Raw genomic sequence first — 26,065 nt, 5'->3', positions numbered from 1 at the left:
ATGCAGTCAGACCGGCGAGGAACCCCCAAACCGGTGCACCGACATCCGAACCGCGACATCACCGCCACGGCTCGAACTCTGAACAGAAGGGCTTCGACATGAAGAAGTTTGGATTTGCCAGCGCCATCGTGGCCGGTTTTGCGACCGCGGTCTTCGGACTGGCTGCGCCGGCCGCGGCTGACGTCTCCCACAACCAGTGGGTCCACGACATTCAGCACCAGGCCACCGTCGGCAGCGTAACTTCTGTGTTCGGCAACGGACGCTGACCCGCGACACCAAGGAGGGGCACCCGGTGCGGGTGCCCCTCCTTTCGTGTGCCGACTATCCGCCCCGGGTCCACTCTTGATAGAACGGCGGCATCTCGGATGCCTTGCCGGAGAACTGCGGTGCGCGTTTGTCGAGGAACGCCCGCACGCCGTCGTGGCCGTCGCCGATGCTTGTGTAGAACATCGCCAGCGAGTCCACCCGGTGTGCATCGACCGGATGTGGTTGCGCCGCGTTCCGGTAGAGCATCTGCCGCATGAGCGCCACCGATACCGGTGAGCGGTCGCGCGTCCACGCATCAGCCAGTGCCCGTGCCTCGGTGAGCAGGGCGTCTGGTTCGTGGACCGCCTGGGTCAGGCCGATGTCGCGGGCCGCGTCGGCGGTGAGGATGTCGGAGCGATACGCCAGGTCCAACGCCGTTGGCATACCGACGATCCGGGGCAGGAACCAGGTTGAACACGCTTCCGGGGTGATGCCGAGTTTGCCGAAGACCAGGCCGAAGCGGGCCTTGGTCGACATCAGCCGCGCGTCCATGGCCAGCGTCATCGTTGCGCCGATGCCCACCGCGGCCCCGTTGATCGCGGCGATCACCGGCTTGCGGCACGCGTAGATCGCCAGGGTCACCCGGCCGCCGGTGTCGCGGACCCGCCGCAGGGCGGGGTTGTCGAGATCATCCATGTCGGCCAGGCTCGGCGACTTCGACTCGTCGAGGCCGAACACGTTGCCTTCACTCGACAGGTCCATTCCGGCGCAGAACGCCCGGCCCGCGCCGGTCACGATGACCGCCCGCACCGCGTCGTCGTCGTTGACCGCGACGAAGGTGTGCTCGAGTTCTTCGGCCATTTCGACGGTGAAGGCGTTGAGGTTGTCCGGGCGGTCGAGGACGACGGTGAGGATGCCGTCGTCGAGCTCATGCCGGATTGTCGTGAAGTCCACGGATGCTCCTCCTCGGGTTCGGTTGGTACCCAGCTTGCCCAAGGAGCGACTCGTGGCGGCAGTGGCCCCCCGCGGATGCGTCAGGACACCAGCATCCACACGCCCAGTGCCGCCATCGTCACGGCGATCACACCGTCGAGGACCCGCCACGTCAACGGTGTCGCGAAAAGCCCGGCCAACCGGCGCGCACCCAACCCGAGGCTGACGAACCACACCACGCTGGCGGTGACCGCGCCTGCGCCGAAAAGCCAACGCTGCTCGTGTTGTTCATTGGCCAGCGAGCCGAGCAGGACCACGGTGTCGAGGTAGACGTGCGGGTTGAGCCACGTCAGTGCGGCACACGTGACGAGCACCTCGACCAGACGGGCCGGCGCCTTTTCTGACGGGTTGAGCGCCGACGGCCGATACGCGCGCTTGGCCGCCAACACCGCGTATCCGAGCAGGAATGCTCCTCCGCCGAACTTGGCGACCATCACCGCGTCGGGGTGCGCGGTGATCAACGCGCCGACGCCGGCGACGCCTGCGGCGATGAGGATCAGATCCGAGATGGCACACACCGCGATGACCGGGACGACGTGCTCACCAAGGATTCCCTGACGCAGCACGAAGGCATTCTGCGCGCCGATCGCCGCGATGAGTGTCATTGCGGTCAGGAAACCGATGAGGACAGGTGAGGTCATGGGTATGACGGTATGGGCGCGCTCGACTTCAGTACAGCTAATGATTCTTAGTTTGGATTAGGAAGACTTATGGAATCGGCTACCCGGTGCGCGAGCTGTGCATCCGGAGGGCTGTTGTAAGTTCTCAATCTCCGTGTCGGAATTCTCATCTTCATGTCGCGGAGATGTCGGATTTGACACTGAGATGAGAACAGCTGAGGCAGCCATGGTGATGGCTGTCAATACGGTGATTAGCGGCGCCGACCAGACCTTTTGCGCGACCTCGCCGGTATCGATCTGGGCCATCAGATCATCGACTGCACCCGAGGCCCGCAACGCCTCAGCCATCTCCACCGTGGAGCCAGCCTCAACCAGAGCTGAATCCACATCCTTGCCATTGGTCACGTCCTGAGATCCTTCCGCTAGGACCTACACAGACCATCTGACACCCCCCAAAGGGTGGCAACCAGCGTGGCCCATCAGCGGTCCACCGCGCTCAAAATGCTGCTGGTCAGCTCAGTGCTGGCATCGCATCGCATCCCGGCGGTCCTAATCTCTGCGATGGCGACCGAAAACCTAGATGGCACAGGTTATCCAGTGTTCAATCTGACCGGCGTTCTGCGCATCGTCGAAGACAATCAGTCACCGGCCGATGAAACGGCGTACTGCGTTCGTGAATTCAATGGCCAGCGCCGTCTGGTCGCCGTTGTGTATGTCCGAAATCCCGATGATTCGGGCCTGATTGACGATCGAGGCGATGATTGAGGCGTCGGACTCAGCGTCGATCCAGCACACCCGATCATAAGAACAGTGCTCGCGATGGGCATACATCGCGGCCAGCGGGGTCTTTCCAATTCCGGACGGCCCGACCAAGGCAGACAGCTGAGTACGGCCTTTGCGGATGTTGTTGAAGCGGTCCACGATCGCCCTGAGTAGCTCGGGGCGATCCAGGCCATGACCGCTGAGGGCATGGTGGATACCATCGCCAGCCTCAACCAGGGCAGCAGCCTGCGCCAACGTGGTCGCTGGTTCGGCGAGCAACTGCGCGAACTTCGCCAGCAAGAACTGGCGCGCTCCCTGCTCGAAATCCGCAGCGTTGTCAACATCGGTACCCGAAGCACAAGAGAACTTCCCGGCAATTAGAGAGTTCTCCAGAATCCGCGCAGCTCGCATGCCAGAGCCAGCCTGCGGTCACTGCGCCCTCGGGCGACCTTGTCGCCAATCCGGGAGCGGATCAGTGTCGCTGACTCGCCGAAGCGATGATCTCGGCGCGCCGCAATCGCGCGACTTCTTCTGCATCGTCGAGTGTCCCGAGAACTTGGGCCGACTTCGACCTGTCGCCAGCCAGGACAAGCAACTCAGCGACGAGCTCAGCATCCGAAAATTCCCCGTGGAGAAGGGAGTTGCTCCGGTCAATGTGACGACCGGGTTTTGCGTTGCTGATCAGGGTGTACTTCGCACTGTCAACCGAGCGGATCAGGCGAACAACGGCGGAAGCGCTTCGGACAGTCTAAGAGTCGAATCCAACGGATCTGCAACTGACTTCGCTTGGTAAACAGCAACAATCCCTCCGCGGGGGATGGCGGACAGAGAAATCCACCACGTCGGGATCGCTGGATCCGTTATGGTCCGGTCCTTCGATGGTGACGATGGTGGATTCCGACCAGGCCTGCTGGATCAAGTCGAGCAGTGTCTCGATGGTGAACAGGTATTGGTAAAACAAGCCTGAGGCCGCGCGTACTCCCCCGCCAAGACCTGCCACGCAGCTTCCGCCCCCCTGGATCCCTAGCGTCCTGCCGACAGCCGTCTGAGTATTGTCGCTTCGCATAAGCGGTGGGTCGCTTGCCGCCACCACCATTCCAACACGACGGGTCTCGTCAGCTTCACCGCGTGCAACCGAAATTCAAATTAACGCCATGGGGTCTGCCGCCACCGCCGAGAGCGCGCCCAATCTTCCAACTTCAACAAGCTAGAGCTGTTGGCGCGCAACTCGTCTACGTTCCGCACCGCCCTCCCGACCGCCTCACCGCCGAAAAGAGGCCGCAATCCGCTCGGCCCCGAACGGACCCACCGCTTTGGCCTTGCGCGTCCCACCACCGGCGCCGCCAGAAGGCACGGCTGAACACTTTCACCTCCAGACCCGGCCACCGAACCCTTCTCACAGCTATCAATCCAGATCAAAAACTTCCCAAACCCACTTCGACGCAAGGGACCCACGTCTGGCTATGTCAACCCGAGTTGACCCCATTGGGGCGGTTTGAAGTGCCCCCGTGTCGGGGCGGTGGGTGAATGTTGGCGGGTTTGGAGCCGTTGATGACCGTTCTCAATCAATCTGGGGCACGTGACGAAGGCCGATAGGCATGTTCCCGATTAGATTCGCGAGTTCGGTTTCGCTTAACCGGGGAACAGTTCGATCCGTCTGCGTACCCGATCACGGGTTGACCCGGGCGCGCGCGGCGGGTGCCCAGCACGACCGCATTAGATGCCTGCGCAACGAGGCCGGCCGCCGTGCCCTTCTCAGCGGTGGTGCCGGCGAGGCAACAATGCGAACGCGGTCTCCGCGATCGAGGTCAGGCGCGCGGGACTGTGGCCCGCCGCCCCTACGACATCGATCCCGCGGACGACGGTCAGCAGAAGGTACGCAAGGTCGTCGGGATCCGCGTCGGGATCGAGGTCGCCGCTGCGCTGCGCTGCGCGCACACACTCGGCCACCGCCGCAGCGACCGCGGAGAAGCAGTCGATGGCCAAGCGTTCCACCTCGGGGTCGGAGGCGCCGAGCTCCAGGGCTATTTTGGCGGCGAAGCAGGCCCCCGCCGACCGGTCAGGGGCGGGGGGTACGTCGTCGGCGAGTGGCACCCCGTCGACGGCGCGGAGCAAGAACCCGCGCAGTCGTTGCAGCGCGCTCTCGTCGGGTCCGGCGAGCGCCTGCGGCACAGCCTGCCCCAGCCGGGCGGAGTACCCGGCCATCGCCTGCACCAGCACGCCGTGCTTGCCGTCGAACGCGGCATAGAGGCTGCCGCGGCCCAGGCCGGTGGCAGCACTGATGTCGTCAACGCTCGTGCCGTTGTAGCCCGAGGTGCGGAACTGTCGCTCGGCCGCGTGGAGGACGTGGTCGCGGTCGAAGCTTCGTGGTCTCGCCATATGCCAAGGATAGGGCCGACCTCCTATTATTGACAATTTAGTACAAAACTGTCTAGATTTCTGACTGTTCAGTACACAACCTTCGTGAGCTCACCGGACAGGCTGAGTGCAGCATGGCGCGATTGAGAGGAACCCATGCCGTTGAACTGCTCCGCGCCGCCCAGGCCCCCACGTAACGCACACCACCGCCACACAGCTAGGAAACGATTCACGTGACAACATCACGACCGGTTGCACTCGTCACCGGCGCACATTCAGGTCTCGGCAGGTTCGCCGCCCGTGGATTGATCGACGCGGGATTCCAGGTGGTCGGTACCAGCCGCAATGCCGCGGGACTGGACGGCGGCCAAGACCTGACGTTGGTCGATCTCGACGTCACAAGTGACGAGTCCGTCGCCGCGGCGGTTGAGGCGGTGATCTCCAAGTTCGGCCGGATCGACGTGCTGGTCAACAACGCAGGTATGGGGCTGGCCGGAGCCAGCGAGGAGAATTCGATCGCCCAGACGCAGAAACTCTTCGACATCAACGTCTTCGGCGTCATCCGGATGACCAATGCCGTCCTGCCGCACATGCGTAAGCAGGGCAGTGGACGCATCATCAACATCTCGTCGATCTTCGGCTTGATGCCCGCGCCGTACATGGCTGCCTACAGCGCGACCAAATACGCCGTCGAGGGCTATTCGGAGTCCGTGGACCACGAGGTGCGCGAACACAACATCCGGGTACTTCTCGTCGAGCCCGGTGGCACCAGAACCGGTTTCGACGACAACACCGCAAGACCGGACAACGCGCTGGCGGCATACGAGCGCCAGCGGGAGCGCTCCAACCAGGCAGTGGCAGAACAGGTCAACAACGGCGACGATCCCGTCGTCGTGGCGAAGGTCATCGTCGCAGCCGCGACGGGCTCCGCCCCGAAAGTGCGCTATCCCGCAGGCTCAGCCCGCCAACTCAGCGCGATGCGTCGCTTTGCTCCCCGCCGAATCTTCGACAAACAGTTGCGCAAGTCCCTCGGCGTCCAAGGATGACGGACCGAGTGGTGGAGCCGACATTATCGATACGAAGGGCGGCCGCCCGCCATTGGGCGGTGCTCGTGGCGATCATCGTGGTGGCCTTGGTCGTCACCGGCGTCTACCGGTTGCACGGCATCTTTGGCTCGCAGTACCAAACATCAAAGCCCTCAGCCGATTCGCCCGAGAACACCGGATACGACCCCAAACGGGTCCACCTGGAGGTCCTCGGACATCCCGGTGCGCGGGCAACCATCAACTTCCTCGATGAGCACGCGCAACCCCAGCGCGTCGACGACGCGCCCCTGCCGTGGTCGCACGACTTGGTCACCGAGGACACGACGCTGTTCGCCGACCTACGCGCCCAGGGCGATTCGAGCAGCATCACCTGCCGCATAACCGTCAATGGCATCGTCAAGGATGAAAGGTCTTCCAACGACGTGAACGGATACATCGCCTGTCTGGACAAAACGGCGTGAGCCAGCACGGGACAGAGGGATCCGACCGTTCTCGGGTCGCGCGTGTCATCCGCACACTCGCCCTCCCGATCATTTTGATCTGGGTCGCGGTCGCCGGCGTGACGAACATACTGGTGCCCCAACTCGAGATCGTCGGCACTGAGCGTTCGGTCGCCTTGAACGCGCCTGATTCTCCGTCGGTCACGGCCATGAAACACATCGGGGAGAAGTTCGGCGAGTTCAACTCCGATAGTGAAGCCGTCATTGTTCTCGAAGGCGATCAACCGCTGGGCGAGGACGCGCACACCTACTACGACGGCCTCGTTGAGAAGTTGCGGGCAGATAATGAACACGTCCAGCACGTACAGGACTTCTGGGGCGATTCGATCACCGCGGGCGGCGCCCAGAGCAAGGACGGCAAGGCAGCGCTCGTTCAGGTGTACCTCGAGGGCAACCAGGGCGAGGCACGATCCAATCATTCCGTCGACAGCATCCGCCAGATCGTGGCCGACACACCGCCACCGCCAGGGGTCAAGACCTACGTCACCGGCGCCGCCCCGGCGATTACCGATAACTTCGAGATCGGCAACGAAGGCACCCACGTCATCACTGCCGTCACGTTTCTCGTCATCGCGGTGATGCTGCTCATCGTCTACCGCTCCGTGGTCACCATGCTGATCGTTGTGCTCGTGGTCGCGATCGAACTCGCAGCAACGCGAGGGGTGGTCGCGCTGCTGGGCAACGCGGGCCTGTTCGACCTCTCGACCTACGCGGTGAACCTTCTGACAGGCATGGCCATCGCCGCGGGCACCGACTACGCCATCTTCCTCGTCGGGCGCTACCAAGAAGCCCGTGGCAAGGGCCTGGATCGCGAGGCGGCCTACCACGACATGTTCGGTGGCACCGTCCATGTCATCGTCGGCTCTGGACTCACCATCGTCGGAGCAGTGGCGTGCCTGCACTTCACCCGACTCCCGTACTTCAGCAGCATCGGCATCCCCACGGCGATGGGCCTCCTCGTGACGTTGGCCGCGGCTCTGACCCTCGGGCCGGCGGTGGTGACGACCGCTGCGCGGTTCGGGTTGCTCGACCCCAAGCGTGCGCTTCGCACCACGGGCTGGCGCCGCGTCGGCACGACGATCGTGCGGTGGCCGGGACCCGTGCTCGTCGCGTCACTCGCGGTGGCCGCGGTGGGCCTCCTCGCGCTGCCGGGAGCAAAGATCAGCTTCGACGGACGGCCCTACATGCCAGACGACGCCCCGGCCAACATCGGATACACCGCCGCCGAACGCCACTTCTCGGAGGCACGGCTCAATCCCGAGTTGCTGATGATCGAATCCGATCGCGACATGCGCAATCCCGCGGACATGCTGATTCTGGAACGCGTCGCCAAGGCGGTGCTGCACACCCCCGGGGTCGCACTGGTGCAATCGATCACCCGACCCCTCGGTACGCCGATCAAGCACAGTTCCATTCCCTTTCAGATCAGCGCCCAAAGTGCAGGCCAGGTCATGAACCTGAGCTACCAGGAGGACCGGGCCCGCGACCTGCTGACCCAGATCGATCAGACCAATAAGGGGATCGACATCTTGCAACAGCAGCTCTCCTTGCAGCAGCAAGCCACAAATGCCACCGACGAACAGGTGCGGGCATTCCACGACACCGTCGACACCATCAACGAGGTCCGAGACAACCTCGCCAACTTCGACGACTTCTTCCGGCCACTGCGCAATTACTTCTACTGGGAGCCACACTGCTACAACATTCCGTCGTGTGCGGCCCTGCGATCGGTGTTCGACTCCCTGGACGGCATCTCCAAACTCAGTGACCAATTCGCAAAGATCACCGCAAGCCTCGACAAACTCAACGCACTGCAACCGCAGCTGCTGGAGTTGATCCCACCGCAGGTCGACATCCAGGAAACCAATCGAGAGTTGCTGCAGTCCAATTACGCCACCGTCAACGGAACGTTGACACAGGGCCGAGAAGCGCTGGAGAACGCCACCGCGCTCGGCAAGGCCTTCGACGATGCCAAGAACGACGATTCGTTCTACCTGCCGCCGGAGGCATTCGACAACGCCGAATTCAAGCGCGGCCTCGAACTGTTCATGTCGCCCGACGGCAAAGCCGCCCGGATGACGATCACGCACGAGGGCAAACCCGCCAGCCCCGAGGGCATCTCGCACATCGACGCCATCCGGAACTCTGCCTTCGATGCGATCAAGGCGACCCCCCTGGCCGACGCCAGCATCTACATCGCTGGGACGGCATCGACGTACAAGGACATCCAGGAGGCATCGCTGTACGACCTGATGATCGTCACGTTGGCGGCGGTCGCGTTGATCCTGCTGGTGATGATGTTCATCACCCGCAGCTTCGTGGCCGCGATCGTGATCGTCGGCACTGTCGTCCTTTCCCTGGGAGCTGCGCTCGGGCTATCGATCCTGGTATGGCAGTACATCTTCGGAGTCCAGCTGTTCTGGCTCGTGCCCGCCCTGGCCATCATCATCCTGCTCGCGGTCGGGGCGGACTACAACCTCCTGCTGATCTCCCGGTTCAAGGAGGAAGTAGGTGCCGGACTCAACACCGGCATCATCCGCGCGATGGGCGGCACCGGCGGAGTGGTCACCGCCGCCGGACTGGTGTTCGCCTTCACCCTCGGCTCGTTCATCGTCAGCGACCTGGTCATGATCCAGCAGATCGGCACCACGATCTGCCTCGGCCTCGTCTTCGACACACTGATCGTGCGATCACTCATGACACCGTCGATCGCGGCACTGCTGGGCCGCTGGTTCTGGTGGCCGCTGAACGTGCGCACCAGGCCGGCCAGCCAGATGCTGCAGCCGTTCGGTTCGCGGATCTCCGTCCGAAAACTGTTAGCGACAGATTCCACGGACACGCACAAAGCCGATCCCGTCAACGCTCCAAACAATGAGGAGAATTAGGTCATGAGCACAACATGGGACTGCATCGTCGTCGGTGGCGGAGCCGCAGGCTTGAGCGCGGGTCTGGTACTCGGCCGGGCGCGGCGGCGAACGCTGCTGGTCGACGCAGGCCAGCCGAGCAACCAGGCCGCCCACGGCATCGGCGGGTTGCTGGGTCACGACGGCCGACCGCCGGGTGAGCTGTACGAGGCCGGGCGGCGGGAGATTGCCGCCTATCCGTCCGTCGAAGTGTGGACCGGTGAGGTGGTGGCGGGTGAGCGTGCCGGCGATGTCTTCGAACTGGACCTGTCCGACGGTCGGCGCGAACGCGCGCGTCGGGTACTGCTGGCCGCTGGCATGGACTACCGGCCACCTGCGCTGCCCGGGCTCGCGCAGTTGTGGGGGCGGTCGGTGTTCCACTGCCCGTTCTGCCACGGCTGGGAGGTTCGCGATCAACCGTTGGCGGTATTGGCGAACGGCAAGCGGGCAGTGCAATCGTCGGTATTGCTCAGAGCATGGAGCGACGACGTTGTGCTCTTGACTGGAGGACCTGCGGAGCTCGATGGTGATGCCCGATCGCAGTTGGCCGCCGCACGCGTCGCGGTCGACGAGCGACCCGTTGCCGAACTCGCCTCCACCAATGGCGAATTGGAAGCCATCGTGTTCGCCGACGGAACCCGGCTGGCACGCAGCGGGCTGCTCGTCGCGACGACACTGCACCAGCGGTCGCAGTTGGTTGAACAGCTCGGGGTCGAATTCGGCGAGCCGACGCCGGCGGTGGCGAGTCCTATCGCAATCGATGCGCTCTGCCGGACAACGGTTCCCGGAGTCTTCGCCGCCGGCGACAACGCCAGTGCGCAAATGCCGCAGGTAGCCTCGGCGATCGCGACAGGTTCGCTCGCGGCCACCTCGATTGTGCAGAGTTTATTGGCCGAGGACGCCGGCCTACCGATACCGGGATGACGGAACCACCGTCAACGGTGAGCTGAATCATGAACTGGAGTCCGGTGCATGCGGTGACAACGCCGCTATGGAGTCTTTCTTCGCACTTCTGCAACGCAACGTGCTCGACCGGAAACGCTGGTCCACCCTAGCCGAACTACGCCTCGCGATCCTCACCTGGAACGAGCGGACCTGCCACCGACGCCGCCGGCAACGCGCCCTCGGCAAGTTCACCCCGATAGAGTTCGAACTGCTCCACACACCAGTCGCAACCGCGGCCTGAAATTCACACCCCCGCGAGTCAACTAAACCCGGGGCTGTTCCCCCGTCATTTCGGCGTTGTTGTGCTGTCGTGTAAGCCACGATTCCCGGCGGCCTGCTGTTGTTGGCGGTGGTGGCGGCGCGGTGATGTGGATACAAGAAGTCCTCACCCTGCCCCGGAAAAACTGGCAACATCGTTTAATCTATATTCAATTCTTGGGTGATTGCGTCGCTGTTGAAGGGTCGTGACGCTCGCCATCCTGGTACGTCAGAAAGGACTGCGATGGGCAACGAGGCCGAGGCTGATGTTTCGGGCGGTCCGTACTTCGATGACATGTGGGTGGGTCGGATCTTCGACAGCGCACCGCCGATGACGCTCACTGACGGAGCCGCTGCGCTGCACCAGGCAATCCTGGGTGATCGGATGCGGCTTGCCCTGGATGTGCCGCTCGCCGCCGCAGTGACAGGAAGCTCACATGCTCTCGCGCACCCGTCGTTGGTAACCGACGTGGCGATCGGGCAGAGCACGTTGGCGACCCAGCGTGTCAAAGCAAATCTGTTCTACCGCGGCCTTGCGTTTCATCGATTTCCGGCGATCGGCGATTCACTTTTCACGCGTACTGAAGTGGTTGGTTTGAAGCAGAACTCAGTCCGGGAGGGACGTGCTCCGACAGGTCTTGTCGCGTTACGAATGACGACTGCCGATCAGAATGACCGGCTGGTGCTCGACTTTCATCGCTGCGCGATGCTGCCGCTATCACCCGGGGTGCGCGAGACTGGCCGGCACGACGATCTGTCAACGATCGGCGCAGGAGAGGTGGCCACCGATCCGTCCCGTGACTGGGACGGCGAAGTCTTCCGAGCTCGAGTTCCCGGGCCGCATTTCACCACAGACCTAGAGGGTCGCGCGTTGCGCAGCACGGGCGATGTTGTGACTAGCGCCCCGGAGCTGGCGCGGTTGAGTCTCAATATCGCTGCTACTCACCATGATTGGCGGAGCGGCGGGCGTCGACTGGTCTACGGCGGTCATACCATGGGAATCGCGCTGGCACAGGCGACCCGACTGCTGCCCAATCTTGCCAGTGTCCTGCGGTGGGCATCGTGTGATCACACCGGACCTGTACACGAAGGCGACACGCTGTATAGCGACTTGCACATCGAAGCGGCGACACCACTGCCTGAGGGTCGCGGAGGTACCTTGTCTCTTCGTTCCGTTGTGTTCGCCGCGAGTGATGCGGCGGGGGAAAAAGACCGGCAAGTACTGGATTGGCGCTTCACCGCGTTGATGTTCTGATTCCGCAGGTGTGACGTCAGACGTTGCGGACCTGCGATGCGGCATCATCTGCAAGACGTCGGGTGAGGCCGCGGATGAACGTACTCGCGATTTCATCGGCGATTCGGTCGGCTGAGTCGATGTCAATCGGTGTGAGCCATCGGTGCGAACCAATAGTCATTCCCAGGTATCCCAGTGCCAAGATGTGCGAGTCGCAAGGACGGAAGGATCCATCGGCGACACCGCGGTCCATGATGTCGGCGATGCGTCGATACACGGTGGTTTCCGCAAATCGGATGCTTTCCACTTGCTTGGCAGAGAGCCATTCGGCGATGAACGGACTTTCCTTTGTATACACGGCCATACCGTGCGGATCTCGCGCCACCATCCGCAGGAGGTTCACGGTGCATTCGTGAATGGCCTGTACCGGTCTCACGGTCGGATCGAGCTCAACCGCTGCCATCGTCGCCGACGCTGCTAGTCGGAAGATGTCGTACAGCAGGCTGGCCTTGCTGAGGTAGTAGTGATAGAGCGTCGCTTTGTTGACGTCGGAGGCGGCCGCAATGTCGCTCACCCGCGTGCCTTGGTACCCGCGATGTGCGAAGAGACGGGTCGCGGCACACAGAATGTCCTCGCGGCGCTTAAGACCGGCTGGTGTGACTGACGGATGAGCACAGTCGGCCCAGTCGTCGATGCACATCCGCTCACCTTCCATGAAGTGGTGAGATTGTGAGGTCACCGCTCACACACGCTGATTGAGCCGCTTCCCGAGAACCTGGGCGGCGATGGTGTTCTTGAGCACTTGAGTGGTTCCGCCCGCGATGGAGGACACGATGACATCGCGGAAGCATCGCTCCGGCGGGAATCCGGTGACCAGACCGTTTCCGCCGAGGACCTGCATGGCCTTCCAGCAGATGTCGCGGCCCATATCGGCTGCGTGGAGTTTGGCCGTCGAGACATCGAGAGCCTTCGGAAACTTGCCGCGTTCAGCAGTCAGCGCCGCCTTGTACGTCAGGTAGCGCACGGATTCGATCTGCGTCCACATCTCGGCAATCATGTGGTAGACGGCCTGAAACTCATTTATCGGTCGCCCGAATTGTTCGCGTTCGTCGGAGTAGGTCACAGCCTCGTCGAATGCCCCTTGCGCCAGCCCGAGGCACATCGCCGAGATGTACAGGCGCTCCATGTTGAAGGCCTGCATGAGATGGGCGAACGAACCCTCACCCATCAGCAGATTCTCGCGAGGAACGCGGCAATCGTCGAAGAACAGCTCGCCGTGCGGCGAGCCGCGCGAACCCATGTATTCGGGTCCATTTCCGAGCGACAAACCAGGGGTGCCCTTGTCCACCACGACGGCACCGACGCCCCGCATGCCAGGAGTGTTGTTCAAGCGCACGAAGGTGACGTAAACATCGTAATCCGGTGCACCGGTGATGAATCGCTTCGATCCGTTGATGCAGATCACGTCCCCGTCGAGGCTCGCGGAGGTCTCGATGTCGGTGACAGCCGAACCGTACTTGGGCTCGGAGAGAGCGATGGCGGCGGTGCGCTGCCCTGAGGCAATCTTGGGTAGATATCTGGCGTGTGCCGTGCTGTTGTCACTCATCATGATGACCGACGGGCCGGTACATGTCGTGGCGAACAGAATGTCGCCTGCCATCCACGACTTCATCGAACGGCAGGCCTGCTCGACGGCGAGTGCGAACTCAATGGCATCGTAACCGCGCCCCCCGAATTTCTTTGGGATGGTTAGGCCGGACAAACCGAGATCGACAGTGTCCCGGATCATCTCATTTACTGGGGCGGTGTCTTTACGGTCGATCTCTGTGGCGTGAGGTGCCCACTTCTCACCGAACATCCGTGCCGATTCAACGATCCCCTCCTGCCGGGGGGTGAGAGTGAATGCAGTTGAGTCCAAGGTGCAACCTCCATGTAGGGATCAGTCGAGAAGGGCCTGTTGGTGGCGTTCAGTCGGTAAGAGCTTGGATCGACTCCAGATCGGTCGCATGCGCAGCGATACGTACGATCGAGTTCAGCGTGTAGTCCCGCGGCTGGAGTTCAGGTTCGAAGCGGCTTCCGCCGTAGGTGAAGAGTGCGAAGGCCAACGCGTGCATTGACTGTTGGCGGTAGGCAAGCCACGCTTGGTCGAACGATGGCACGTCGGTCACTCCGGTGGCGCTAAGGCATTCCAGATAGAGCCGCACCAGATCTTCCTGCCACTCGCGGCGATTCTGTGTGGGCAGGGTTGCGCCGAGGGCATACGAGAAGTCCAGTGCCCAGTGGCCTTTCGCGACGCACTGCCAGTCGTACAGGCCCATGCGCCCGTTCTCATCCCGCAGCCAGTTCCCGAGGTGTAGATCTTGATGTAGGAGCGTTGAAGGGCCGTAGCGGTGCAGGAACAGCGACCGCATGAACGCGGGATACAACTTGTCCCGCTCGCTATAGAGCCGGGTGTCGACAGCACCTTCTGCCCGTCGCAAGCCCGTCAGTGTTCGTTTTTCGAAACCAACCTTGCGGTTCAGATTCTGCTGCCAGTCATAGGCGGGACGTAGCGGTGCCAGGTCGGTGGCGAATCGCGGGCTGTCCCACAGAGCACCGTGATAAACGGCTAGCTGCGCAACCATGTCTTCGGCGTCGTTGCGCTGCACAGCGTTGGCCATAGGATCGGGAAACGACCAGCCACGGTCGGTCAGGTCCTCCAGGATCACCAAAGAGCGATGACGTGTGACGTCGTAGCCTGAGTAGTAGGCACGAGGGCTACGCAGCGCCAGGTCTTGACGGACGTTGTTATAGAAGACCGATTCGCCCTCGGCGATGCCGGTCACCCCGAGCAGGATGCGTGAACCGATCGTGGCCGTTGACTTCGTGAACAGCTTTGTCGGCAGGCGAGCTGCCATGCCGGCGTCGTTGTAGTCCACCACGAGGGCCCGTCGTGCACTCGTGCCGTTGTCCCCGCTAGACACCGTGATGCCGACGACCCGTGCACCGCGAACTTGCGAGCACAACACCGCTGTCAACCACTCCGGGGTGATGGCTTCAGCTGACGAGGGCACTGTCGAGGGATCAAGGAGACGGCGTCGTGGCAGCAGTCTTTCCCTGACGACGGACGCAGCAATGCGCCCAGCTGTGGCGATCGTCGCCACTGTGTCGTTCGTCGTCATATCGGTGTCACCTCTGCTCGGGTCGATGTCGTCATCTGCGAGGGAGCTGTGCGCAGGTCTGGCATGAGTATTTAATGAATATTCAAATATTGCTGGAGTGTCCGACCGCCTGCGGAAGCTTCGCCTGGGAGTGCGGCGAACCGGGGCGGGCTGGCGTGTATCCGCCCAGATGCTGCGCCCCATTTGGCATGCGGTTCAGGCAGTTCTCACAACAAGCGACTGCCCGAGTTGCTCGACCAAGAGTCCGACGTCCCAATAATCACGGTGACTCGTCAGTTTTCCGTTCTGATCGAACCGGCAGGCGGCGATGCCGGTGACCGAGAACTCGCGACCCGACGCATGGACCTGATCGCCGCTGGGCAGGCGAAGCGGGCCGTTGATTGAACCGCTCCAGGTCCACTCGTAGTACGCCCGGTCGTCCTGTACTGCCGGCTGGCTGAACTCGATCAATGAATCGGGGGAGAACTTCAACATCCAGCGGTGAAAGCGCTGAATTCCCTGGCGTCCAACGTAGGTGCCCCCCATAGCCACATCGGTGTAGGCGCCTTCGCTGGCAAAGAACATGCAAAGCAGTTCGGGATCTTCGCTCCAAGCGCGGCCGTATGCGTCGGCGAAGCCTTCGTCGGCGGGATGGGGGGTACTCGTAGTCATCCAAAAAATTTATCATGTATTCAAAAATTTGCGGGAGAGATGAGTGATCTCGGTAGCAGCGTGGTCGCCAGCGGCGTCATAGCGTCCGTCCGGCTCGGTCCGGCGTGGGCGCGAAATTCTAATTAGTGCTGGTAAGCAGTTGGTCGGATGCGGCCGATGGCTCAAATCTCTGACGGCAACGTCAAACGATGAGCGGCCTGCACAGATGGTCGGATCGGGGGGCGGGGGCGGATCCCACCCTTGCTCAAACTTGATGTTTTTAGTTTAATTTTGATTCGATCCGTGAGCCGCATCACTCGGAAACATCGATGTGACCCGCGGACGTGCGGTGGGGGAGATGCGCACCGTGACCGTTTACAGCGAACTGGAGCCAGGGGGACGTAGCCGCTCGTGATTGCCGTACTGACAGGAAACTGTGAGGAGCTTGGTGTTCAAGACCAGTAATGCCGCGCAGCCGGTGCGGGCCATCGGTGGATTCTTCGCCATGTCACTCGACACTGCGGTCGCGACTTTTCATCCGCCGTTTCCCTGGCGCGAATTCGTCCTTCAGTCGTGGTTCGTGGCACGGGTGTCGCTGTTGCCGACGCTGATGTTGTCGATTCCGTTCACAGTCCTGACAGTGTTCACGTTCAACGTGCTCTTGGCTGAGTTCGGTGCCGCCGACTTCTCGGGTACCGGTGCAGCGTTGGGAGCGGTAACCCAGATCGGCCCGATCGTTACCGTTCTCGTCGTCGCGGGCGCCGGCGCTACGGCGATGTGCGCAGACCTTGGAGCGCGCACCATCCGTGAAGAATTGGACGCTCAGCGCGTGATGGGGATCGACCCGATCCGGGCGCTGGTCGTCCCACGCGTCTTGGCGGCAACAGTGGTGGCATTGCTGTTGTCGTCACTGGTGATTCTTGTCGGCCTTGCAGGCGGATTCGCGTTCTCGGTGTTCTTCCAGCACGTCACACCCGGGGCGTTCATTGCCGGGCTCACCCTCATCACGGGTGCTGGTGACGTCGTCGTCTCACTCATCAAAGCCACCCTGTTCGGGATGACTGCCGGCCTGATCGCCTGCTACATGGGAACAACCGTCGGCGGCGGCCCCGCAGGTGTCGGCAATGCGGTGAACGAGACCGTGGTCTTCTCGTTCCTCGCGCTCTTCGTCATCAACATCTTCATGACCGCCGTAGGAATCAAGGTGAACCTGTGAGCTTCAAAGCCACTGTAGAACAGCGGTTTCCACGTACATCGCAACGATCACGCAAGTGGCATGCGGGCTGGACGAGAGTTGGTGAACAGACCCAGTTCTACGGTCGCACCCTCGGCTCGACGGTGGACGTGTTCGCACACTATAAGACCGAACTTGTCAGACTGATCGCGCAGATGAGCCTGGGAACCGGTGCCCTCGCCGTCATCGGCGGCACCGTCGTCATCGTGGGCTTCCTCACCATTTCGACCGGAGCGCTGGTCGCCGTACAGGGCTACAACCAGTTCGCGCAGGTCGGCGTCGAGGCGTTGACCGGCTTCGCATCCGCGTACTTCAACGTGCGACTGATCGCGCCGCTGACCGCAGCCATCGCCATGGCCGCCACCATCGGTGCCGGCTCCACTGCGCAACTCGGCGCCATGCGCATCAACGAGGAGATCGACGCACTAGAGGTGATGGGCGTTCGTTCATTGGCCTACCTGGCAACTACGCGGGTTCTGGCCGGCGTCGTCGTGGTGGTCCCCCTCTACTGCGTGGCAGTAATAATGTCGTTCCTTGCCGCGCGCTTCGGCACGACGGTCATCTACGGCCAGTCCACTGGCGTTTACGACCACTACTTTCGGACATTCCTCATCCCCACAGACCTGATCTGGTCGTTCGTCCAGGCAGTGGTCACCGCGGTGGTAATCATGCTCGTACATACGTATTACGGGTTCACTGCCTCAGGAGGCCCGGCCGGCGTCGGTGAGGCCGTGGGCCGGGCCACCCGGACATCACTTGTCGTCGCCGTCTTCGTCACCCTGTTGGTAACTCTGTCCATTTACGGACAGTCCGGCAATTTCAACCTGGCGGGCTGAGGTATGGCGCGTCGAGCAGGCGAAGCACGCGTCCAAGCCGACTGGTGGACTGCGATTCTGATCGCTTTTACCGTCGGGTGCGTTGCCCTAACGTGGGCGCTTTTCAATGGATCCTTCCGGCGATTCGTCCCCGTCACCCTCAACTCTGACCGGGCCGGCCTGGTGATGGAGGTTGGCGCGAAAGTCAAGCTGCGCGGAGTCCAGGTCGGACGCGTCGGATCCATAACCGGGGGACGTGACCCAGTGAGCCTCCAACTCGAACTGGACCCGGACAAAGTCCGATACCTGCCCTCCAATGTGGAGGCTCGCATCGCCTCGACATCGGTGTTCGGAGCCAAGTACGTCGACCTGATCTTCCCTGAACAACCCTCTGGCGAGGTGTTGGCGGCGGGAGCGGTGCTGCAGTCACAGAATGTCAGCACTGAGGTGAACACCGTCTTCCAGGATCTCGTCGGCGTCATCAAGAAGGTCGACCCAGCCAAACTGAACTCTGTGCTCTCGGCAGTCGCCGAGGGGGTGCGCGGTCAGGGCCCCCGTATGGGCGAGGCGACCACGTCGGCCAACGAGGTCCTCACCGCACTGAACGCGCGGGCGGACGCCATCGGCCAAGACTGGCGCGCGTTCACGAACTTCAACGGCACCTACACCGTCGCCGCTCCTGACATCATCCGTATCCTCGACGGGGCGAGCGCCACCAGCGCCACGGTGACCTCAAACTCTCGCGAGCTGGACTCCTTGCTGCTCAACGTCATTGGATTCTCACAAAGCGGAATACAACTCCTCGGGCCCAACAAGGACAATCTGGTCAACGCGATCAACACCGCTCGACCCACAACTGGCTTGCTCAACAAATACAACCCCGAGCTGACCTGCCTGTTCTTAGGCGGAAAGAATGTCATCGACTTCGGTCACGGCGACTACATGGGTGGCGGCAACGGCAAGTCGCTTATCGTCGACGCGGCGCTGTTGCTCGGCGACGATCCCTACCGATACCCAGATAATCTGCCGATCAACGGTGCCAAGGGCGGTCCGGGAGGCAAGCCGGGATGCGGTTCGTTACCGGACGTGTCGAAGAACTGGCCGGTGCGCACGCTGATCACCGACACCGGGTTCGGCACTGGGCTCGACAACCGACCCAACCCCGGCATCGGATTCCCCGGCTGGGCCAACTTCTTCCCAGTCACCAGGGCCGTTCCGGAGCCGCCGAGCATCCGCTACCCCGGTGGCCCCGCGCCGGGTCCCACGCCGCCCTGGGAACCGCCGTACGGCGCTCCGCAATATGGGCCCGATGGCACCCCGTTGTTCCCGGGTGTGCCGCCCGCACCGGAGGCACCGGATGCCGCTCAGGCGCCCGTCCCGCCCGGGATCGGCGGACTGCCGTCCGATCCATCGTCACCACCGCAGGGGTGACCGGCCCATGAGACGACCCCGCCCGAAGAACCCTGAGAGGCCATAGACGTGAAAGACAACTTGTCAGGCGCGGCCTGGCGACTCACCGCGTTTGTAGTCGTCGCCGCACTGGGAATGTTCGCGCTGCTCACCATTTTCGCGCAGTTCCGCTTCGGTGAAGCGCGAACGTTTCGAGCGGTTTTTACCAATGTGACGGGTCTGGAGAACGGGAACTTCGTCCGCATTGCCGGTGTCGAGGTCGGCAAGGTCAACACCATCGCACTGAACAAAGACAGCACTGTGACGGTCGAATTCAGCGCGGAGGACTCGGTCGTGCTGACCGAAGGCAGTCGCGCGGCGATCCGTTACGACAACGTCATCGGTGGCCGGTACCTGGCACTCGAAGAAGGCACCGGATCGCCGAAAATTCTGCCGCCCGGCGCCACCATCCCCGTCGACCGCACCGTGCCGGCACTGGATCTGGATGCCCTCATCGGCGGCTTTCGTCCGCTGTTTCGTGCACTGGACCCGAATCAGGTGAACGCGCTTAGTGGACAACTACTTGCAGCTCTGCAGGGGCAAGGCGCCACAGTCGGATCGTTTCTGTCTCAGACCGCCGCGCTGACGAACACCCTGGCCGACCGCGACCAGCTCGTCGGCCAAGTCGTCACCAATCTCAACACGGTGCTGGGATCTCTCGGAGATCAGAAAGAAAAGTTCGGCAGTGCCGTCGATTCGCTCACCGAGATCGTGCATACCCTCGAAGCGCGCAAGGGTGATCTGAGCAACGCGGTCGCCTACACCAACGCCTCGGCGGCCACCATCGCTGACCTGCTCACCCGGGCGCGACCTCCCCTGGCCAACACCGTTCGCGAGACCGACCGCACGGCAGGCATCGTGGTCGCCGATCACGACTATGTGGACAACTTGCTTGCCACGCTGCCCGACTCCTACCGAATTCTCGGTCGGCAAGGGCTCAACGGTGACTACTTCTCCTTCTACATCTGCGACTTGGTATTGAAATTGAACGGTAAAGGCGGACAACCGGTCTACGTGAAGATGGCCGGCCAAGACTCGGGCAGGTGCACGCCTCGATGAAGACATTCCAGGAACGAAACCCCTTCGTCATCGGCGCGGTGGGAATTGTTTCCGTAGCTGCCATCGGTGCCGGTGTACTCAACTACGACAAGTTACCGTTCGTGTCCTCTCAGACTTCGTATGCTGCGTACTTCGCAGAGGCCGGTGGCCTCACCTCAGGTGCCGACGTGCAGGTATCGGGTTTCAAAATCGGTAAGGTCGAAAGCATCTCGCTCGACGGCCCGCGGGTGCTGATCCGGTTCCAAGTCGATGACGACGTCCACCTAGGTGATCGCACCGAGGCTGCTGTGAAGACGAAAAGCCTTCTCGGATCGAAGATCCTGGATATAACCCCGCGCGGCGACGGCACGCAGAAGGGCGTCATCCCGCTGGAACGCACGACATCGGCCTACCAGTTGCCGGACGCGATCGGTGATATCACTGCTCAAATCAGCGGACTGAACACCGATCAGCTGTCGGCTTCACTGTCCACCTTGGCCGACACATTCCGCGACACCCCTGAAGACTTGGGCCTCGCCGTCGAAGGAGTCGGCCGTTTCTCCGACACCCTCAACCGCCGAGACGAGCAGCTGCGCAACCTGCTGGCAAACGCCAACAAAGCGACAGGCGTTCTCGCCGAGCGCAGCGACAAGATCGTTCAACTGGTCAGGGAATCCAATGCGTTACTGGTGGTGTTGGAGGGGCAGCGCGCCGCACTGGACCAAATCTCGAACAACATTTCTGCACTGGCCACCCAGATCAAAGGGTTCATCGGTGACAACCGAGACACGCTCAAGCCGGCGCTGGACAAGCTGAACGGCGCATTGACCATCGTGGCGAACCGGAAAACCGAAGTGCAGCAATCGATCAAGGGCTTCACCAATTACGCCTTCGCGCTGGGGGAGTCGGTGGCATCGGGCCCGTTCTTCAAGGCCTATTTGTCCAACCTGCTGCCGGGCCAATTCGTTCAGCCCTTTATCGACGCCGCCTTCTCTGACCTCGGCCTGGACCCCCATGTGCTGGCGCCCTCACAACGCACCGATCCCCAGACCGGTCAACCTGGCACTCCGGCACTGCCCGTCCCCTTCCCGCGCACCGGACAGAGCGGCGAACCCAGAATGACGATCCCCGATGCCATCACCGGCAACCCCGGTGATCAGCAGTGCGGCCCGCCAGGAATACCGCTGCCTGGCCCAGGCTGCTACCCCTACCGCGACCCCGGGCCGCCAGTACCTGCCGGCGGCCCGCCGCCGGGCCCACCAGCGCCTGAATCTCCGGGGCACACCTCGTCGCCAGATCCGACTCCCAGCCCGGTCTTGCAGCTTGCGCCCGGTGAAATCGGGCCCGACGGCAGCCCCGTTGCTCCTGGAGGAGATCACCAATGACGCAACCGCGTATACGTATCGCCGTGGTGGCCATCTTCGCGCTGCTGCTGATCGCAGGCCTCGTCGTGATCATCCCGGCAACCACGAACATCTCGCGCAATCAAGTGGTTGCCTACTTCGACAACACCAACGGGCTGTTCGTCGGTGACGAGATCCGCATCCTCGGTGTGCCGGTCGGGGAGATCACCCGGATCGATGTTGAGCCGCAACGCGCCAAGGTCAGCTTCTGGGTGGCCGACAAGTATCAGGTGCCGGCCGACGCCAAAGCGGTCATTCTGGCGCCGTCCCTGGTCACCGCCCGTGCGATCCAGTTGACGCCCGCCTACACCACCGGACCCACCTTGGCTGACGGTGCGGTCATTCCCCAGAAGCGCACCGCCGTTCCCGTGGAATGGGATGACGTACGCACCCAGTTGCAGCGCCTGACCGAGATGTTGCAGCCCACCGAGGCCGGTGGCACCAGCACGCTGGGATCACTGGTGAACACCGCCGCGGACAACCTCCGCGGTCGGGGCGGGAACATCCACGACACCTTGGTAAAGCTGTCCCAGGCGACCTCGGCGCTCGGCGACCACAGCACCGACCTGTTTAGCACCTTGCGCAATCTGTCGCTGCTCGTGTCGGCGCTGCAGGACAGCTCAGGTCTGATGGAACAGCTCAACAGGAATCTGGCCTCCGTCAGCGGAGCGCTCGCCGATGATCCAGACGAGGTAGGCAACGCCGTGCGCGACGTCAGCGACGTCTCGAGAGAAGTATCGAAATTCGTTGCAGACAACAAGGAATCGTTGGGCACCACCTCCGAGAAGCTCGGTGCCGTTTCGCAGACGGTCACCGAGAGCATCGACGACGTCAAGCAGCTGCTGCATATCTCTCCCACGGTGCTGCAGAACTTCATCAACATCTATCAACCTGCTCAAGGAACGCTCTCCGGCGCGCTGTCGACCAACAATTTCAGCGACCCGATCAGCTTCATTTGTGGTGCCGTACAGGCAGCCTCCCGGCTCAACGCTGAGCAATCGTCCAAGCTGTGTGTGCAGTACCTCGCACCCATCGTGAAGAACCGCCAGATGAACTTCTTCCCTATCGGCGGGAACCCATTCGTGGGTGCCAGCGCCCGTCCCAACGAAGTGACCTATAGCGAGGACCGGATGCGCCCCGACTACGTCCCACCACAACCAGCCGCTCCAACCCCCGCAACGGCGCCGCCGCCTGCGGAGGCCGCCCCGCCGATGCCTGCCGAAGCCGCACAAGCGAATCCAGACGCTGGGCTGCCAGGACTGATGGTCCCCGCAGGAGCTGGCTCATGACTTCCGGGCGTCTGTTCAATGCTGCGGTCGCAGTGACTGCGCTGTCAATGCTGCTCAGCGGCTGCGGCGCGTGGCGCGGCCTGAACTCAGTCCCCATGCCGGGCACTGAAGGTGACGGCACGGGTGCCTTCACAGTCCAGGCCCAGATGCCCGACGTGAATAACATTCAGCAGAACTCGCGCGTGCGGGTCGGGGACGTCAACGTCGGCACTGTCACCAACATCGAGCGCCAAGGCTGGCACGCACTGCTGACGATGCGCCTCAACGGTGATGTCCAGCTGCCCGCCAATGCGACCGCAACCATCGGCCAGACCAGTCTGCTAGGTTCCCTCCACATCGAATTGGCTCCGCCTTTCGGCGAACCGGCCGAGGGCCGACTGCACGAAGGTTCGCTGATTCCGCTGGCATCCGGTGGTGGATACCCATCGACCGAACAGACCTTGGCGGCGGTGTCACTTCTGCTGAATGGCGGTGGGATCGGTCAGATCCAGGACATCACGACAGCATTCAGCACGGCGTTCGCCGGCCGTGAAAATGACCTTAAAAGCCTGATCGCACAACTCGATACGTTCATTCAGAACACCAACGCTCAAACCGATGACATCATTGCCGCCACCGACAGCCTGAACAACCTGGTATCGGACTTCTCGGAGCAGAAGCCCGTGATCGACAAAGCTCTGAACACGATCCCGGATGCTCTGGCGGTAATCAAAGACCAACGGAGCAAGCTTGCCGACGCGCTCGATCAGCTTGGCAAATTCAGTGCGCTGGCGGCTGATTCGGCCAACCAGACCAAAGACGCCTTGGTTCAAGAGCTCAAGGACCTCGGCCCCGTGCTGAAGTCGTTGGCGGACTCCGGCCCAGCCCTCACGCGATCCCTGAGCTTCTTTTCGGTGTACCCCTTCTCACAGGACACACTGAGCAAGTGGTTCCGCGGCGACTACGCAAACCTCACCGCGATCATCGACCTCACGCTCAGCCGCCTGGACTCGTCCTTCCTGACCGGCACGCGATGGGAAGGCGACCTTACCGAACTCGAAATGCAATGGGGCCGCACCATCGGCCAATTGCCAAGTCCCTACACCGCGGGCAATCCGTTGGTCGTTCCGTACCACCTGAATCAGGGGTCCTAGATGGTACTCAGCAAACGAATTCTCATCCAACTGGCATTCTTCTCGGTGATCACGCTGGTCGGCGGGTCCATCATGATCTTTAACTACATGGGTCTGCCGGGCCTGTTGTTCGGTGTCGGCCAATACAAGGTGTCGGTGCAGCTGCCCGCTGCAGCTGGTCTCTACAAGAATGCCAACGTGACCTACCGTGGCACTGAGGTAGGCAAGGTCACCGATGTCCGCCTCGATGACACAGGCGTCGTCGCGGACCTGGCGCTGAAGTCCGGAATTCCGGTCCCCAGGGACCTCACCGCAGAGGTGCACAGTGCCTCATCAATTGGTGAGCAGTACGTTGCCTTGCTCCCGCACGGGGACGGAAGTCCGTTGAAGGATGGCGATGTCATCCCGCGGGATCGCACTTCGGTTCCACCCGATATCAGCACGCTGCTTGCCGCCACGGACAAAAGTCTGGATGCGATCCCCGGCGACAACCTGCAGACAGCGGTCAGCGAGGCGGCCACCGCGGTGGGAGGGCTCGGGCCCGACCTCGCACGACTCGTCAAGGGCTCCACCACGTTGGCCATCGATGCGCGCAACAACCTCGATTCACTGACCAATCTGATCGACAACTCCAAACCGATCCTGGATTCACAGACCGCCACTGCCGGCTCGATCGAGAACTGGGCTGCCAACCTGGCTTCGGTCACCTCTCAACTGAAGAGCGAAGACAACTCAGTGCAGGGCATCCTGCAAAACAGCCCGGAAGCGGCAGATCAAGCTCGACAATTATTCGACCGGTTGCAGCCCACACTGCCGGTGGTTCTGGCGAACCTGGTCACCATCGGCAACGTGGCTGTCACCTATCAGCCGAACATCGAGCAACTGCTGGTCCTCGCCCCGTCAGCCGTCGAGGTGGTGCAAGGCGCCGAACTCACGAACCGCAACACCAAGCAGGCCTACAAAGGCGCATTCCTAAGCTTCAATCTGAACCTCAACTTGCCACCACCATGCCTGACTGGTTACCTGCCGGCGCAGCAGGCTCGCGCGACCAGCCTCACTGACTACCCGGATCGCCCTGCCGGCGACTTCTACTGTCGCGTGCCGCAGGACTCTCAGTTCAACGTGCGCGGCGCACGGAACTATCCGTGCGAAACCCGGCCCGGCAAGCGTGCCCCGACAGTAAAGATGTGTGAGAGCGACGAGAATTATGTCCCACTCAACGACGGCTTCAACTGGAAGGGCGACCCGAACGCGACGCTGTCCGGACAGTCGATTCCGCAACTGCCGCCCGGCCAGGGGCCAGGACCCAACGCTGAGCCACCGGCCGGTGCGCCCGGTCCGGCGCCGACAGCGCCACCGATAGCGGTCGCGGAGTACGACCCGGCGACGGGTAGTTATCTCGGACCGGACGGCCACGTGTATACCCAGGCCAACCTCGCCCACAACGCTCAGGAGCAGACATGGCAGTCGATGATGATGCCGCCGAAACAGAACTGACAGAGCCAGCAGAGTCGTTGGAGTCCACACAGGACGACGACTCCGGTGCCAGCGGATCGCCCGAGGGATACGCCGACCGTGTGCGGCGCCGCGATCCGACAATGGTCGCGCTGGTGGTGGGTCTCGTGATGGCTGTCGTCATCGCGTCTGTGGGTGGTTGGCTCGGTGTGCGGGCCAACCACGCCCGTCAGCTCGATCAACGGCAGGCAATGTTTGTCGAAGTGGCCCGACAAGGCGCGATCAATCTCACGACGATCGATCACCGCGAGGTTGAAGGTGACGTCAAACGCATCCTGGACTCCGCGACCGGCACGTTCTATGACGACTTCAGTAGTCGTGCACAGCCTTTCATCGAAGTGGTGAAGAAGGCACAGTCGAAGTCGGTGGGGACGGTGGTCTCGGCGGGCGTCGAGTCGGAGACCGATCAGGATGCGCAAGTGCTGGTTGCCGTGAGCGTCAAGACGACGATGGCCGGCAGTGCAGAACAACAACCGCGGTCATGGCGAATGCGCATCGCGGTACAGAAGCTGGGCAACGACATCAAAGTGTCCAACGTGTCGTTCGTTCCCTAG

At 62.3% G+C, this 26,065-nt stretch carries 24 protein-coding genes and 1 pseudogene; 16 read left to right on the top strand and 9 right to left on the bottom strand.

Annotation, left to right across the window (positions count from 1 at the left end; all coding sequences use genetic code 11):
• Positions 1–98 precede the first annotated feature (98 nt).
• Complete coding sequence (locus A5784_RS38230; RefSeq protein ID WP_156750507.1) at positions 99–266, top strand: hypothetical protein; 168 nt, start codon at positions 99–101, stop codon at positions 264–266.
• Positions 267–321: 55 nt separating this feature from the next.
• Here A5784_RS38230 and A5784_RS11755 read toward each other — a convergent pair whose 3' ends face one another.
• The 5 genes from A5784_RS11755 to A5784_RS11740 form a co-directional block, all read right to left on the bottom strand.
• Positions 322–1,200, bottom strand: a complete 879-nt coding sequence (locus tag A5784_RS11755) for a crotonase/enoyl-CoA hydratase family protein (RefSeq protein ID WP_064945062.1) — start codon at positions 1,198–1,200, stop codon at positions 322–324.
• A gap of 80 nt (positions 1,201–1,280) precedes the next feature.
• Positions 1,281–1,880 carry an L-lysine exporter gene (gene lysE, locus A5784_RS11750; RefSeq protein WP_064945061.1) on the bottom strand — a complete coding sequence of 200 codons (600 nt, stop codon included), beginning with the start codon at positions 1,878–1,880 and terminating at the stop codon, positions 1,281–1,283.
• Between the two features lie 57 nt (positions 1,881–1,937).
• Complete coding sequence (locus tag A5784_RS37520; RefSeq protein WP_082944785.1) at positions 1,938–2,264, bottom strand: hypothetical protein; 327 nt, start codon at positions 2,262–2,264, stop codon at positions 1,938–1,940.
• A 237-nt stretch (positions 2,265–2,501) separates the two neighbouring features.
• Complete coding sequence (locus A5784_RS11745; protein WP_064945060.1) at positions 2,502–3,032, bottom strand: hypothetical protein; 531 nt, start codon at positions 3,030–3,032, stop codon at positions 2,502–2,504.
• Positions 3,033–4,376: 1,344 nt separating this feature from the next.
• Positions 4,377–5,000, bottom strand: a complete 624-nt coding sequence (locus tag A5784_RS11740; protein ID WP_064945059.1) for a TetR/AcrR family transcriptional regulator — start codon at positions 4,998–5,000, stop codon at positions 4,377–4,379.
• 212 nt (positions 5,001–5,212) lie between these two features.
• Between A5784_RS11740 and A5784_RS11735 the strand changes: the two genes are divergently transcribed.
• The 6 genes and pseudogenes from A5784_RS11735 to A5784_RS11710 all read left to right on the top strand — a co-directional run bounded on the left by A5784_RS11735 (position 5,213) and on the right by A5784_RS11710 (position 11,886).
• Entirely contained in the window at positions 5,213–6,025 is an 813-nt protein-coding gene (locus A5784_RS11735; protein ID WP_064945058.1) for an oxidoreductase, read from the top strand.
• 11 nt (positions 6,026–6,036) lie between these two features.
• Positions 6,037–6,486, top strand: a complete 450-nt coding sequence (locus A5784_RS11730) for an MmpS family transport accessory protein (protein ID WP_232006016.1) — start codon at positions 6,037–6,039, stop codon at positions 6,484–6,486.
• Entirely contained in the window at positions 6,483–9,410 is a 2,928-nt protein-coding gene (locus A5784_RS11725) for an MMPL/RND family transporter (protein ID WP_064945056.1), read from the top strand. Before A5784_RS11730 ends, A5784_RS11725 begins: the two co-directional genes overlap by 4 nt.
• 3 nt (positions 9,411–9,413) lie before the next feature.
• Positions 9,414–10,352 carry an NAD(P)/FAD-dependent oxidoreductase gene (locus tag A5784_RS11720; RefSeq protein ID WP_064945055.1) on the top strand — a complete coding sequence of 313 codons (939 nt, stop codon included), beginning with the start codon at positions 9,414–9,416 and terminating at the stop codon, positions 10,350–10,352.
• A gap of 43 nt (positions 10,353–10,395) precedes the next feature.
• A pseudogene (locus A5784_RS11715) lies at positions 10,396–10,614 on the top strand (integrase core domain-containing protein); the annotation flags it as partial.
• A 261-nt stretch (positions 10,615–10,875) separates the two neighbouring features.
• A complete protein-coding gene (locus A5784_RS11710) occupies positions 10,876–11,886 on the top strand; it encodes a MaoC family dehydratase (RefSeq protein ID WP_064945054.1) in 1,011 nt (336 codons plus the stop codon).
• Positions 11,887–11,902: 16 nt separating this feature from the next.
• Here A5784_RS11710 and A5784_RS11705 read toward each other — a convergent pair whose 3' ends face one another.
• The 4 genes from A5784_RS11705 to A5784_RS11690 form a co-directional block, all read right to left on the bottom strand.
• Positions 11,903–12,565, bottom strand: a complete 663-nt coding sequence (locus A5784_RS11705) for a TetR/AcrR family transcriptional regulator (RefSeq protein WP_064945131.1) — start codon at positions 12,563–12,565, stop codon at positions 11,903–11,905.
• A 42-nt stretch (positions 12,566–12,607) separates the two neighbouring features.
• Positions 12,608–13,783 carry an acyl-CoA dehydrogenase family protein gene (locus A5784_RS11700; protein WP_064945053.1) on the bottom strand — a complete coding sequence of 392 codons (1,176 nt, stop codon included), beginning with the start codon at positions 13,781–13,783 and terminating at the stop codon, positions 12,608–12,610.
• Positions 13,784–13,832: 49 nt separating this feature from the next.
• Entirely contained in the window at positions 13,833–15,026 is a 1,194-nt protein-coding gene (locus A5784_RS11695) for an aminoglycoside phosphotransferase family protein (RefSeq protein ID WP_064945052.1), read from the bottom strand.
• Between the two features lie 195 nt (positions 15,027–15,221).
• The gene (locus A5784_RS11690; protein WP_064945051.1) at positions 15,222–15,677 is read right to left on the bottom strand and encodes a nuclear transport factor 2 family protein; all 456 of its coding nucleotides are present in this window, start codon (positions 15,675–15,677) and stop codon (positions 15,222–15,224) included.
• A gap of 484 nt (positions 15,678–16,161) precedes the next feature.
• Here A5784_RS11690 and A5784_RS11685 point away from each other — a divergent pair, with 484 nt between their 5' ends.
• The 9 genes from A5784_RS11685 to A5784_RS11645 are packed head-to-tail and all read left to right on the top strand — an operon-like array spanning position 16,162 to position 26,065.
• Positions 16,162–16,872, top strand: a complete 711-nt coding sequence (locus A5784_RS11685) for an MlaE family ABC transporter permease (RefSeq protein WP_197514713.1) — start codon at positions 16,162–16,164, stop codon at positions 16,870–16,872.
• Positions 16,869–17,726 (top strand): ABC transporter permease, encoded by an 858-nt coding sequence (locus A5784_RS11680; protein WP_064945049.1) that lies wholly within the window; start codon positions 16,869–16,871, stop codon positions 17,724–17,726. Before A5784_RS11685 ends, A5784_RS11680 begins: the two co-directional genes overlap by 4 nt.
• A gap of 3 nt (positions 17,727–17,729) precedes the next feature.
• Entirely contained in the window at positions 17,730–19,136 is a 1,407-nt protein-coding gene (locus tag A5784_RS11675) for an MCE family protein (protein WP_064945048.1), read from the top strand.
• A gap of 48 nt (positions 19,137–19,184) precedes the next feature.
• On the top strand, positions 19,185–20,213 hold the full coding sequence (locus tag A5784_RS11670; RefSeq protein WP_064945047.1) for an MCE family protein: 1,029 nt from the start codon (positions 19,185–19,187) through the stop codon (positions 20,211–20,213).
• A complete protein-coding gene (locus A5784_RS11665; RefSeq protein WP_064945130.1) occupies positions 20,210–21,577 on the top strand; it encodes an MCE family protein in 1,368 nt (455 codons plus the stop codon). Before A5784_RS11670 ends, A5784_RS11665 begins: the two co-directional genes overlap by 4 nt.
• Positions 21,574–22,884 (top strand): MCE family protein, encoded by a 1,311-nt coding sequence (locus tag A5784_RS11660; protein ID WP_064945046.1) that lies wholly within the window; start codon positions 21,574–21,576, stop codon positions 22,882–22,884. The genes A5784_RS11665 and A5784_RS11660 overlap by 4 nt, the downstream gene beginning before the upstream one ends.
• Entirely contained in the window at positions 22,881–24,017 is a 1,137-nt protein-coding gene (locus A5784_RS11655) for an MCE family protein (protein WP_064945045.1), read from the top strand. The genes A5784_RS11660 and A5784_RS11655 overlap by 4 nt, the downstream gene beginning before the upstream one ends.
• Positions 24,018–25,493 carry an MCE family protein gene (locus tag A5784_RS11650; protein WP_064945044.1) on the top strand — a complete coding sequence of 492 codons (1,476 nt, stop codon included), beginning with the start codon at positions 24,018–24,020 and terminating at the stop codon, positions 25,491–25,493.
• Entirely contained in the window at positions 25,457–26,065 is a 609-nt protein-coding gene (locus A5784_RS11645; protein ID WP_064945043.1) for an Rv1363c family protein, read from the top strand. The genes A5784_RS11650 and A5784_RS11645 overlap by 37 nt, the downstream gene beginning before the upstream one ends.

It is taken from the genome of Mycobacterium sp. 852013-50091_SCH5140682, from assembly GCF_001665685.1.
Lineage (GTDB): Bacteria > Actinomycetota > Actinomycetes > Mycobacteriales > Mycobacteriaceae > Mycobacterium.
Note: the sequence above shows the minus strand (reverse complement) of the source record. Positions and strands in the feature narration are given on the sequence as shown.